6 protein-coding genes and 1 pseudogene (1 of these 7 cut by a window edge) are annotated in these 13263 nt (G+C 62.0%); 2 read left to right on the top strand and 5 right to left on the bottom strand.

Features of this window, described 5'->3' with window-relative positions:
* Positions 1 to 97 precede the first annotated feature (97 nt).
* Complete coding sequence (locus RX328_RS08430) at positions 98 to 1525, bottom strand: ISNCY family transposase (protein WP_317258645.1); 1428 nt, start codon at positions 1523 to 1525, stop codon at positions 98 to 100.
* A complete protein-coding gene (locus RX328_RS08425; protein WP_317258643.1) occupies positions 1522 to 1881 on the bottom strand; it encodes a DUF6788 family protein in 360 nt (119 codons plus the stop codon). Before RX328_RS08425 ends, RX328_RS08430 begins: the two co-directional genes overlap by 4 nt.
* 233 nt (positions 1882 to 2114) lie before the next feature.
* On the opposite strand from RX328_RS08425, the gene RX328_RS08420 reads away from it, so the two are divergent.
* Both RX328_RS08420 and RX328_RS08415 read left to right on the top strand, forming a co-directional pair.
* Positions 2115 to 2462 (top strand): DUF6788 family protein, encoded by a 348-nt coding sequence (locus tag RX328_RS08420; RefSeq protein WP_213257700.1) that lies wholly within the window; start codon positions 2115 to 2117, stop codon positions 2460 to 2462.
* 1 nt (position 2463) lies between these two features.
* Complete coding sequence (locus RX328_RS08415) at positions 2464 to 3873, top strand: ISNCY family transposase (RefSeq protein ID WP_213291142.1); 1410 nt, start codon at positions 2464 to 2466, stop codon at positions 3871 to 3873.
* A gap of 357 nt (positions 3874 to 4230) precedes the next feature.
* Here the strand turns inward: RX328_RS08415 and RX328_RS08410 are convergent.
* From RX328_RS08410 to RX328_RS08400, 3 genes and pseudogenes are all read right to left on the bottom strand, one after another.
* Positions 4231 to 4524: pseudogene (locus RX328_RS08410) on the bottom strand (transposase); the annotation flags it as partial.
* Between the two features lie 473 nt (positions 4525 to 4997).
* Positions 4998 to 6194 (bottom strand): hypothetical protein, encoded by a 1197-nt coding sequence (locus RX328_RS08405; protein WP_249727375.1) that lies wholly within the window; start codon positions 6192 to 6194, stop codon positions 4998 to 5000.
* Between the two features lie 380 nt (positions 6195 to 6574).
* A protein-coding gene (locus tag RX328_RS08400) for a non-ribosomal peptide synthase/polyketide synthase (RefSeq protein WP_317258642.1) crosses the window boundary here: on the bottom strand, positions 6575 to 13263 show its final stretch. Its footprint extends 25231 nt past the window's final position; the window shows 6689 of its 31920 coding nt (coding positions 25232–31920); its start codon lies beyond the right edge, outside the window — the gene reads right to left on this strand; the stop codon is at positions 6575 to 6577.

Genomic DNA, 13263 nt, shown 5'->3' with positions numbered 1-13263 from the left:
ATTTTTGAGTTGGTTTCAGGTATTGCGCGCCGGCTGTCAGCTTGAGATGCGCTGAGCCGTGGCCACTTTGAGTGACCGGGGCAGGCCTACGGGTCTATCAAGCAGCTTTTCGCCTGCGCGACGATCCTGCCATCAGCATTGCCGCAATCCTCATGAGATTGTTGGCGAGCACCGCGGCGCCGACCCACAGTTCGAAGCGGTCACGTCCCTCGGCGAGACAGCGCTTCATGCCGCGGCCTCGGAACAGCACGGAGATGCGTCCCTCGATGCCGGCGCGAAAGCGTTGACCATTCTTGAAGACCACGCTCTTTTCGTACGCCTCACGTCGTCCCGTCCTCTTGCCACCACGCTGAGGAATGCACACCACCTTCACGCCGGCGTGCTTGCACGAGGCAAGGTTCTGCTCGCTGAAGAAGCCACGATCCGAGCCATACAGCTGCGGGGCACGGCCAAAGGCCTGCCTGTGGCGCTGGAGGGAAGATGCCACATGAACTTCGTCGGGCGGATTGCCTTTCAGCACCTCGTATTGCGTGATCAGGCCCTCCGCGCTTTCGGCGAGGAAGACTTTGTGGCCGAACTCGATCGGCGTGCGCACCTTGCCGCGTTTGATCAGGTCGGTATGGGGCTCGAAGATGGAATAAATCTTCTCGTCGGTAGCCACCTGCTCACCAAAGAGCACACGATGACGTGCCTGATCGATGACACGATCTCCCAGCCCGCAGAAGTGCTCGATCTGACTGCGCAGTTCCTCGATGGCCATGTCGGCGAACATGTCCTTGCCGCGCATCGTGCGGGTCCTCTCGAGCCCCGCGCGTGCGTTTCCTACGACCTCCTCGGCAATGTCGATGAGCGCCCGGTATATCCGGGTCTGCTGCTCGTGACGCTGCCTCGTCGTCATGCGCTGGATCTCGTACATCCGGCGCCGCGCCGCGCGCGTGCGGTCGCAAAAGCCCTTGATTCTTCGCAATTCCAGCGCTTTGGCCAGACGGCGGACCAAGCGTGTGACGACGCGGACCACATCCCATAGCAACGTGTTGTCGGTCGGATGATGAATGTCGGTCTGCACCACCGTAGTGTCGACCCGCAGCTTCGTGCCATCCTCCAATTCGAGCTCGACCGCTGCCCGAACCACCAAATCGTTGACCGCTTTCAGCGTTTGTGGGGTCAGACGGATGAAGCCACGCTGGAAGGCGTCGTGCTTCGGCACCGGCGCGCAGTAGAAGTCGGTGAACTGACGAAGCGTCAATCCATCTGCGATGCGTTCACGCAACTCGCGATAGTCCCAGTTCTTGAGCCGCATCAGAACCAGCGAGCGCAGAACCTGTGTCGCCGTCAATCCGTGACGACCGCTATCTGGCTGCTTCAGGCCACGCACCAGATCCCGCCGGACACGCTCGATGACGTCCCGCTGGTCGTCGAGAAAGCCGGATATCGCCTCCAGCAGCGGCTCCAGGCGAATGCCCTGATCACGTTGCCGCATCAGCTCCCAATCGGCAAAGCTGATCTGTCGCGCTGTCGCTCTCACACCGCTCGGCTCTTCTTGCTTTTGGATGCTTCGGCGCGCTGTCGCTTCAGCGCTTTGATGTATCGCGGTGCCGCCTGGTGCAGCAGATCCTGCAGAGCGCGCCCGTTGTCCAGGTTGCGCTGAACCTCCGGCACAAGCTCTTCCGGCACGTAGACGGCAACGCGACGCCCGTTCGCGCGACCGTAGAGCACATAACTTTGATGCTGTTCGCCAGACTGGCACGCAGGGCAATTCTTGCGGATGCACCGGCTACGACGCAGGCTCAGCGAACCCAGAAGCGCAGGCCAGAGATTCGTCGATTCGCTTCGCAGCCAGCACGCGACATCCGAAGGCGATTCCGAATCAACATGCTTCATATGAAGAATGTGATACCATGCACATGTACGCCGCAAGAAAAAACGTGCTCGAAAATCGCGAAATAACCCTCATTTTAAAGGGCGAAATGTTTTTCGCGACAGAAACTAGCTACTTTCCGGCGCAAAATTAACCGACCTTGATCGCTGTGCGGAGTCGGTCGGTAGGGCGAAAAGTGCAAGGTCGGACGAGGTCGACGTTGACTTGCGTGGGCGGCGCTGATTCATTTGTATGAATGATTCGCAATCGAGCCCTTCAAACGCGCGAGAAGCTTGTCGGGAAGCTGCCGGTCACTGGTGAGCTGCTGCGCGGTTCGTTGCTGGAGCGCACCGTTCGTCACAAGAGCGGCTGCCCGAAGTGCGCGCGCGGCGAAGGGCACCAGGTGCATGTCCTGACGGTGAGCTATGCGGGTGGACGCGTGCGCCAGTTCAGCGTGCGCCGTGAGCGCGTTGCCGAAGTGCGCCGTTGGCTGGAGAATTATCAGAAACTGAAAGAAACGATCGAGGCGATCTGCGAACTCAATCACCAGCTGTTGCGCCCTGATGCGGCGGTGCCGCGGGGCGAGAGGAAGAAACGTGATTGAGATGCGCAGAGCGCAACTGAGCTTCGGCGACGGCTTGATCGCCGGGGAAGTGAGCGATCTTCGCGAAGGTTGGATGGCACATGCTGACCGGGTTCTGGCGGATGAACAGATCGTAGGTGCGGTGTACGAAGCGCTGGCGAGACGACACCCCAAGAGTCGTGGTCGTGGTCGGCTGGGCGCACCGGCCGAGGTGGTTTTGCGATTGTTGATTCTCAAGCACGTTCGCAACTGGAGCTATCACGTGCTGGAACGCGAAGTGCGCGCCAATCTGGTGTATCGCGACTTCACCCGGGTGGGCGGCGGCAAGACGCCGGACGCCAAGACAATGGGGCGCTGGGGCTTGGCTGTGGATCCGGAGACAATCAAGCAGATCCACGACCGGATCGTGCAAATCGCGCAGCAACAAGGGGTGACGCAGGGACGCAGAATGCGCGTGGATACGACAGTGGTGGAGACCAACATCCACCACCCGACCGACAGCACGTTGTTGGGCGACGGGGTTAGGGTGTTGATCCGCACCATGAAGAAGATCACCAGGATCGTCGGCACGGCCGGAACCAAACTGCGCGACCGAACGCGAAGCGTAAAACTGCGCCTGCTCGATATCTCGCGAACCGCACGTGCCAAAGGACCGCTCAATCACGAGAAGCTCAAGCAAGGCTACCGGCGGCTGTTGAACTCGACGAGCCGTGTAGTGGGGCAAGCGAAGCGCTTCTCCCATGAGATCTCCGCAGGCGTGAAGCGGGCCAAGGGCATCTTGAAACGGCTGGCGCTGCAAGGCTTGCGGCAGGAGCTGGAAACGATGATGCCGCTCGTGCGACAGGTGATGCGGCAGACCCGGGAACGCATCTTCCGCGGCAACACACGGGCAGAGGACAAGCTCTTCAGCGTGTTCGAGCCCTCGACGGAGATCATTCGCAAGGGTAAGGCCGGCAAGCCCAACGAGTTCGGCAAGATGGTCAAGCTGCAGGAGGCCGAAAACCAAATCGTGATCGACTACGAAGTCTACGATCGGCGGCCGAGCGATTCGGACCTGTTGGTTCCGGCCATCGAAATCCACCAAGCCAAGCTCGGTCGCACGCCGCGCCTGGTCGCAGCAGACGCCGGGTTCTATTCCGCCAGGAATGAAGCCGCGGCGAAGGCGAGCGGCGTCAAACGCGTCTGCATCCCCAATCGCTCCACCAACAGCGTCGCGCGCAAGCGCGAGCAGAAGAAGCGGTGGTTCCGCAACGGCCAGAAATGGCGGACCGGATGCGAGGGGCGTATCAGCGTGGCCAAACGGCGGCACGGGCTCGATCGCTGTCGCTACAAAGGCAGCAGCGGAATGAAGCGCTGGGTCGGGCTCGGCGTTGTCGCCGACAACCTCATCAGCATCGGTCGCGTGATGGACGAACAGTCACTCCAAAGGTAGTCCACTTCCAGCGCAACCTTGGCCTCACATCGCCCCGCCGCGCCCCCCGGCGGGGCTTCTCGTTGTCTGCGGGGTTGACCGCGCCCTTCAGAACCGGGATTTTGCGCCGGAAAGTAGCTAGCCTCCTTCCCAGCCAGCATGTTGAATCAGAAGCCTGCTGATTTGGGAATCCTCTATCGACTCAGACTAGACCCATCCCGCTCTAGCCAGGAATGCAGTCCCATTCCACGCCAGTGTGCCGCCGTGCTCGGGCCGGTCAAGGCCAAGCCCTGCGGTGGCCGCAAATGCGGCCAGCCTTGACCACCCCTACGCGCGGCGGCTGCGAGATCGGTGGCCGGGACGGAAGAATGGCCTGCGGAGCGCCTTCTCGGCCATGCGGCGCGGCTCCAGGAAACCCGGGAAGTAGGAGCCCTTGCGCAGCTTGGGGATACGCAGCTCAACCGCGCCGGCCCGGGTCTCCCAGATCCGGTCGCGGTAACCGTTGCGCTGCGCCAGACGCTCGCCGCTCGTCTCGCCGTAGGCCGCCCCGGTCTGGCTTTCGACCTCCAGCTCCATCAGCCTTTGGGCGGCAAAGCCGATCATCTCGCGCAGCAGATCGGCATCGGGGGTCTTCTCTACCAGCGTGCGCAGGTTCATCATGTCGTCGGTCATCGGTGGTTCCTCGGTTGCGTTGGCGTGTCGCAACCCGATCCTACCGGAGAACTGCCGGTGACCACCGCAAAGCCGCCCGCCCGCTACGGCGCTATTGGGGGGCGCGCGTCCGGGCGGCTTTGCTCTACCGAGCTACACCTGCCCGGGGTGCCGGCCGGATGGTACTTAGTTAGGTCCGAGCGCTCGTAAGCGGTTATTTTCCTGGCAGAGAACCGCTTACGCTCCACCGGCGGCGACGTCCCGCACCGACCTGGATATCACGGCCCCGAACCCCGAAGCGTCAACGATATGGTCAACCATGTATGCGAACCCTACTGTATGTGACGGCTCGCATCTTGCCGGTCAGCTCGCCCCCGACAAGGTGGAGGCAGAGAGCCGCTTACAAGCGCTCGTGCAGGAACGCGTGCGGGAAGAATTCAAGGAAGACACGGATGCCCGAAGGCAAGGCATGAGCATCTATACAGATTTGCTTGTCACAAGGCGGTTGGCGAATTTTTGGCGAGGAAAGCCACTTTTTCCAACACAGTGAGCCCTCGTTCGATCAGGAGATTGACACCTCGATCTCCCGCATCGATGGCCTGCACGATTAACCTCGCGCTAAGACACAGGCGCAAGGCAGCTAGCCGGGCTCCCTCTCGTTCGCCGCAGAGAACAGGTTGTCCTAGTTCACAACGTACTGAAGATATTTCCTCGCAGGCCTCCGGTAAGCCCGTTCTCGCGACCAGGTTCTTCCTCATCTGATGGAAAATTGTTTTTGTATCTTCCGCAGCCAGCGGCCTTCGTCTCCCGTCCCGACCGATCCGAAACAGAAGGAAAGGAAAGATTGTCGGAATCTGATCCCAGGGCTCACCCGTTACAGACGGACGGCGATGCAAGGCCGGCTGTTCCAGTAACTCAAAGTGCCGAGCATCGTTGATCCAGGAGGTAATCGCATTGTAAAAAGCCTGCACGACCCTTCGGACATCCTCCTCTGGAATTTTGCGAAAAGCGCGCAACTCCACGAGTGCAGCGCACCACCGTAGAAGCAATCCAAAGTTACTGACATTGTGAAGTGAGTGGACGCCATTCCAATGTTGCGGCCACTCTGCGCGCGCGCTAGTCACACTGATCGCAGGACTCAACTCTTGCTTCATCAGGCGACATGCCGCAGCCTTCGGTACCAGTAGCATTGCAGAAAATGCAGGACCGCCCACAAATTTTGATCCGGTGACGACCACCAGGCAATCCGCGACGAGATAACTGCGTAGCGTGCTCGGTGCCAGCCGGAACTGAGCTGCATCGACAAGAACTTCGATGATATGGGGCCAGCGATGCTTCAGATCCAGCACACGACTCGGACTGGGAGCTAACATTCCGGTTTTTGAAACGTCGGTCAATACTACCAGAATGCGATCGTACCGCGTTGCAGCCGTGGATACGATCGCCTCGAGTTCGTCGTCAATCGCCGCAATCAATCGGAGGCCGCAGTCCTCTGTGCGAATCTTTATGGCTCTAACATCGATGGAATCGTCAAGATTACCTGCAGCTCCCGGGGTACCCAGCGCTGCATACCGAGAGTACATGGCTCCAGCTAGAGCATCCGCGACATCACTCCCGGTCTCCTCCGACTGAACCATAATTGCCAACGTCTTTGCTGCAGTGCTTCCAGCCACTAGTTTGGCGGCGAGCATGTGAGCGTCTGTTCCAGACGGAGACACAATGGTCTCAAGTCCGGAAAGTTGTCTCAGGCCGCAGAGACCAACGAATTCGCTTCGTAGTCTGCAGATTTCCGCCAAGTAGAGTTCTGCCGAATTTCCGTCCTGCAACGTCTGCAAGAGCTTGTGACGAACCTCCTCAGCGGAGGAAAATCCAGCTTCAGAGATAGTGGATGCCGTCGCAGATCCAAATGCAAGTAGTCCACTATCGGGTTTCGGTCGGCAACCGTACTTGTTGGCCATTACTATCGGATTGAGTTCGATGCGCTCGTCGCCTCCTTCAGTCAGCAGTTCGCAAGTTGACGGAAGTTGAGGGCCAGGACGGAGTAAGCGCGTCATCATCACACGTTCAGCCTTTACTGGTACAATGGAGGTGTTGTCGGTGAACTGTTTAAGGCCTTTGATAACGATCGCGCCAGAACTCGGCGGTTTTCTGGAATAGTCATCATCGTAACGTGGTTACCTTGAACGGGTACGGTATGAATGGCCGCTGGACTTAAAACCTGATCCCACCCCCTCATGGGCGAACTTTCCTCTGGACCTCTCGAAATCTTGGCGGCTCGTTCCCGACGACCTAACAAAGACTCTGCGGCATAGAACTGATGTATTTCTACCGGCAGGGAAGGGACTTGATACAACTGCAGTGCGCTTTGAAATTTGGCTATTCTTTCATATATCAAAGCCTCCTTGTGGAGATCATCTGCAGTTATCGCGCCAATTTGCTGCGCTTTTTCAAGCAGCTGAACGACTGAACTTTCTCTAGCAAACTGCTTCAACACTTCGAACTCCTCGTCGTCCAAGGATTCGAGAGTTTCTAAGACCATTTCTAGTACTATTTGGGCTTTCGATCGGCTCGATGGAGTTGCAGACAATATAACGTCGATGAAAGCCATGAACGACACGGTTTCGTCGACGCTTTTTAAGCGCTGGGCAATTGCGTAAGCCAAAATTCCACCTGAAGAGTACCCAGCGAAGCGATATGGACCCCGAGGCTGAATCCCTTTAATCGCCGTGATGAGTTGCTCGCCTATCCCTTCAAGAGTTAGTGGACAAGCGTCATTGAAAGACGGCCATGGCAGAGCATAGACAGGACAGTCTATGTGCATTTCTTTCACCAAGGAGAGGACATAGGAGCAATCTCCAAAACCTGTCGGAACAAAGAAGAGCGGCAGTTGCGATCCCGTGGAACGAACGGGAAGCACTCGAGCCGTATTATGGTGCTGCTCCAGATCAATCTTCGCGGCAAGTTCGCTCAAGGCAGGAGCTTGGAAGAGATCGGCTGCGCTGAACGCAAGTCCAAAATCTAGCGCTCGACTGAGAAGCCGCACCGCCAACAGCGAGTGGCCGCCCAGCGCGAAGAAGTTGTCGTGGCGACCGACCCGCTCTAAACCCAGAAGCTCTGCCCAGATCGTCGCCAGCGCCGTCTCGATCTCGCCCTGCGGCGCCTCATAGATGCCTCGCGCATACGCCTGATCCGCAGGCCGCGGCAGCGCCTTGCGATCCAGCTTGCCGTTCACCGTCAGCGGCAGCGCCGCGAGCCGCACGAACGCACTCGGCACCATGTAGTCCGGCAATCGCGCACTTACATGTGCGCGCAAGGTGGCGGCAAGCTCAGATCCCTCCGCCTCGCCGGCATGCTCGGCCACCGCGACCACATAGGCCACCAGACGCGGCTCGCCACTGCGATCCTCTTGCGCCACCACTACTGCATCGCGCACCCAGGCGTGCTCGGACAGCCGCGCTGCGATCTCGCCCGGCTCGATCCGGAAGCCGCGGATCTTCACCTGATCGTCGTTGCGGCCCAAAAACTCCAGATTGCCGTCCGGCAGGTACCGCGCAAGGTCCCCGGTCCGGTACATCCGCGCCCCGGTCTCAGGACTGAACGGATCGGCCAAAAACCGCTCCGCTGTCAGCTCGGGCCGGTTCAGATAACCACGCGCAACCCCCGCGCCACCGATATAGAGCTCGCCGACCATCCCGATCGGCGCGACGTTGAGGGCGTGGTCCAAGATATAGAGCGTGGTGTTACCGATCGGGCCTCCCAGCAACGGACGATCGTCCTCGCCATCGAGGCGGTGGCGCGCCGACCACACCGCGGTCTCGGTCGGACCATACAGGTTCCAAACCGCGCTGGCCTGCATCAGCAGTCGCCGCGCGAGATCCGGCGCAAGCGCCTCGCCGCCGCACAATACCCGGCAGCCTATTGGCAGCGGTGGACCTGGCGGATCGTCGTGATCGAGCAGCATCCGCCAGGTCGAGGGTGTCGCCTGGATCACCGTCACGCCTTGTGCAACGATGAGAGCCTTGAGCTGACCCGGATCATGAGCCGCCGCGCGATCGGCCAGCACCACTCGTGCCCCCAATGTCAGAGGCAGCCCCAGTTCCAAAACCGCGATGTCGAACGACAATGATGTCAAGCCAAGCACTCGATCGCGTTCGTTGAGCCCCGGCCGCTCCGCCATCGTCGTTAGAAAGTTCGTCACCGCCCCGTGATGCACCATGACGCCCTTTGGGGTTCCGGTTGAGCCTGAGGTGTAGATCACATAGGCGAGATGGCGTGAGGTCAGGCCCAGCGCGCGCGGGTCCGGATCCGAGGCCGGCAGCTCGGCCCAGGCTGGCGTGGCCGTCTCAAGGTCAACCACCGTCACGTCCACCAGGGCATCGGCGCCCAGCGCGGTACGGCCCGCCGCATCGGCAAGCACCAGACCCGGTGCCGCATCCTCGAGAACCTGCCGCAGCCGCGCGGACGGATAGGCCGGGTCCAGCGGCAGATACGCGCCACCCGCCTTGAGGATCGCCAAAACCCCCACCACCATCGCCAGACTGCGCTCAAGACAGATCGCAACCGGCTGATCCGGCCTCACCCCGAGCGAGATCAGATGATGCGCCAGCCGGTTCGCCCGCGCATTGAGCTCGCCATAGCTCAGGTGTTCCTCCGCACAGACCACCGCCACCGCATCCGGCGCCTTGCGCACCTCCGCCTCGAACAGCTCATGGATGCACCGCTCCGCTGGATACGAGACCGACGTCCGGTTCAGCTCCTCCAACAGGTAGATGCGCTCATCACGTGGTAGGATGTCCAGGTCGCACACCGGCGTGTTCGGCGCGTGCTCCAGCGCATCAGCCAGTTGCTCGAGCGCGCGCTGCATGTAGCCGCAGACCCGATCCGCAGAGACCGGCTCCGCCGCTTCCGCGGTCAGCCCGAGCGCCTTGCCAAAATCCTCCACCGACAAGGTCAACGGATAGTTGGTGCGCTCCTCCCCGCCCAGCCATTCCACGCCAGACAGCACATCATCCGATCCGAAGGACATCGCCGGGGTGTTGTGGCGGTAGTTCAACAACGAACTGAACAGCGGCGCCGGCGATGCAACGCCGCCGCAGCGTTGCGCCAGCGCCAGCGAGGCATGTTCATGCGCCAGCAACTCGGCCAGCCGGGCGTGGGTGGTCCGCACGCTCGCCTCGACCCCGGTGCCGTCCAGATCAAGCCGCAGCGGCAGGGTGTTGATGAACAGGCCCATGGTGTGGTCGGCGCCGGCACCGCCATGCATGCGGCCGAACAGCACCGTGCCGAACACCACCTGCTCTCGTCCGCTGCTCCGCGCCACCACCTGTCCCCACGCCAGATGGCACAGGCTCGCCAGGCTCACCCCAAGCCGCCGCGCCTGGCTGCGCAGCCGTTCGTGCAGTTGCTGCGGCAGCATTCGCCGCGCCTCATGGGACCTGCTGCCGTCGCCGCGGACCTCACTCAGCCCAAACGGCGTGGTCGGCTCATCGATGTCCCCCAGCATCGTCCGGAAGAACTCTTCGTGCGCTTTGGCTCCAACGCCCAGCTGCGCCTGCGCCACCAGATTGCGGAACGGCTGCGGCGCTGCGAGCTCATGCTCGTGCCCGCCGAGCAGCGCACGAATCTCGGCATGCATCACTTCCGAGGTGGCGTGATCCCCGATCAAATGGTGCTGCAGCTTCAGCAATAGCCAGCGCCCGCTGCCGGGCTCGCGCGCGATCACAAACCTCAACAACGGCGCCCGGCCAAGGTCGATGCGGTGCTCGCGCGGATCAAACCGATGCCGGAGCTGCGCGTGGCCAGGACCGCCAGATCCATCCAGCTCAACCTCGGTCACATCCAGTGGCGCTTTCCGCCACACCACCTGCGCCGGGCGCGACAGCCCCTCCCAGACAAACGACGTGCGCAGAATGTCGTGCCGGTCCACCACCCGCTGAACCGCGGCAAGATAGCGGTCCAACACGCCACGCTCGGCAAACGCCATCTGCGACACCAGCAGGTACGGATCGCCTTGGCGGGCCAGCAGATGATGGAACAGGATGCCGTCCTGCAGCGGCGACAAGCCATAAATATCCTGGATGTTGCCGACCCCACCGGGCACCGTGGCGACGATCCGATCGATCTCCGGCTGAGCCAGCTCAATCAGCGGCAGCATCTGCGGCGTAATCGCCCTGCTTCTCTCCGTGATCAGGTTGGCGGGGACCGCCACTTCGTGATGGTTGCCAAGGCTCGCGGCCAGATCGGCCAGCACCGGCTTGGCGAACAAGGTCCGCACCTCGACCCCCAGTGACAGCCGTCGCAGACGCTCCATCAGTTGCACCGCCAACAGCGAGTGGCCGCCCAGCGCGAAGAAGTTGTCGTGGCGACCGACCCGCTCTAAACCCAGAAGCTCTGCCCAGATCGTCGCCAGCGCCGTCTCGATCTCGCCCTGCGGCGCCTCATAGATGCCTCGCGCATACGCCTGATCCGCAGGCCGCGGCAGCGCCTTGCGATCCAGCTTGCCGTTCACCGTCAGCGGCAGCGCCGCGAGCCGCACGAACGCACTCGGCACCATGTAATCCGGCAATCGCGCACTTACATGTGCGCGCAAGGTGGCGGCAAGCTCAGATCCCTCCGCCTCGCCGGCATGCTCGGCCACCGCGACCACATAGGCCACCAGACGCGGCTCGCCACTGCGATCCTCTTGCGCCACCACTACCGCATCGCGCACCCAGGCGTGCTCGGACAGCCGCGCTGCGATCTCGCCCGGCTCGATCCGGAAGCCGCGGATCTTCACCTGATCGTCGTTGCGGCCCAAAAACTCCAGATTGCCGTCCGGCAGGTACCGCGCAAGGTCCCCGGTCCGGTACAGCCGATCGCCGTCCACAAAGGGACTGGCGATGAACCGCTCCGCCGTCAGATCGGGACGGTTCAGATAGCCCCGCGCAACCCCCGCCCCGCCGATGTAAAGCTCCCCCACCGCACCAAACGGAACGGGCGCACCATCACCGTCCAGAAGATACACCCGCGTGTTCGCAATCGGACGGCCGATCGGGACGTTCGCAGATACAGCTGGCCCTGTCGGAACCTCATAAAAGAGACAGCCGACGATCGTTTCGGTGGGGCCGTATTCATTCACCAGTCTGGCCGTGGGCTGGATCCTGCGCCACAGCTCGATTGTCGAATGCGACAGCGCTTCACCGCCGATGATAAACAGTCCAACCTGGCTGGCGGCCGAGTCCGCCAGCATCTGTTGCCCAAGCACATCCAGATGGCTGGGGGTGATATCAATGATCCCGCAGCCCGAGCTGATCTTTTCCTTTACCCCCTCGACCTCGTCTCCCTCCCTGACAAGCTGTGCGTGGCCACCACAGAGCAAAGGCGCAAGCAGGCTCGTGATTATGGCATCGAAGGCCAGGGAAGAGGAGACCAGGGAGGATGACCTGGGCGCATAAGCTTCGCAGGCCCAGGACAGATAATTGGCCACTCCCCGATGCTCGACCATGACGCCCTTTGGGGTTCCGGTTGAGCCTGAGGTGTAGATCACATAGGCGAGATGGCGTGAGGTCAGGCCCAGCGCGCGCGGGTCCGGATCCGAGGCCGGCAGCTCGGCCCAGGCTGGCGTGGCCGTCTCAAGGTCAACCACCGTCACGTCCACCAGGGCATCGGCGCCCAGCGCGGTACGGCCCGCCGCATCGGCAAGCACCAGACCCGGTGCCGCATCCTCGAGAACCTGCCGCAGCCGCGCGGACGGATAGGCCGGGTCCAGCGGCAGATACGCGCCACCCGCCTTGAGGATCGCCAAAACCCCCACCACCATCGCCAGACTGCGCTCAAGACAGATCGCAACCGGCTGATCCGGCCTCACCCCGAGCGAGATCAGATGATGCGCCAGCCGGTTCGCCCGCGCATTGAGCTCGCCATAGCTCAGGTGTTCCTCCGCACAGACCACCGCCACCGCATCCGGCGCCTTGCGCACCTCCGCCTCGAACAGCTCATGGATGCACCGCTCCGCTGGATACGAGACCGACGTCCGGTTCAGCTCCTCCAACAGGTAGATGCGCTCATCACGTGGTAGGATGTCCAGGTCGCACACCGGCGTGTTCGGCGCGTGCTCCAGCGCATCAGCCAGTTGCTCGAGCGCGCGCTGCATGTAGCCGCAGACCCGATCCGCAGAGACCGGCTCCGCCGCTTCCGCGGTCAGCCCGAGCGCCTTGCCAAAATCCTCCACCGACAAGGTCAACGGATAGTTGGTGCGCTCCTCCCCGCCCAGCCATTCCACGCCAGACAGCACATCATCCGATCCGAAGGACATCGCCGGGGTGTTGTGGCGGTAGTTCAACAACGAACTGAACAGCGGCGCCGGCGATGCAACGCCGCCGCAGCGTTGCGCCAGCGCCAGCGAGGCATGTTCATGCGCCAGCAACTCGGCCAGCCGGGCGTGGGTGGTCCGCACGCTCGCCTCGACCCCGGTGCCGTCCAGATCAAGCCGCAGCGGCAGGGTGTTCATGAACAGGCCCATGGTGTGGTCGGCGCCGGCACCGCCATGCATGCGGCCGAACAGCACCGTGCCGAACACCACCTGCTCTCGTCCGCTGCTCCGCGCCACCACCTGTCCCCACGCCAGATGGCACAGGCTCGCCAGGCTCACCCCAAGCCGCCGCGCCTGGCTGCGCAGCCGTTCGTGCAGTTGCTGCGGCAGCATTCGCCGCGCCTCATGGGACCTGCTGCCGTCGCCGCGGACCTCACTCAGCCCAAACGGCGTGGTCGGCTCATCGATGT

It is taken from the genome of Bradyrhizobium sp. sBnM-33 (assembly GCF_032917945.1).
In the GTDB taxonomy this organism is placed as follows: domain Bacteria; phylum Pseudomonadota; class Alphaproteobacteria; order Rhizobiales; family Xanthobacteraceae; genus Bradyrhizobium.
The sequence above is the reverse complement of the archived record's forward strand: the minus strand, read 5'-3'. Positions and strand labels throughout refer to the sequence as shown.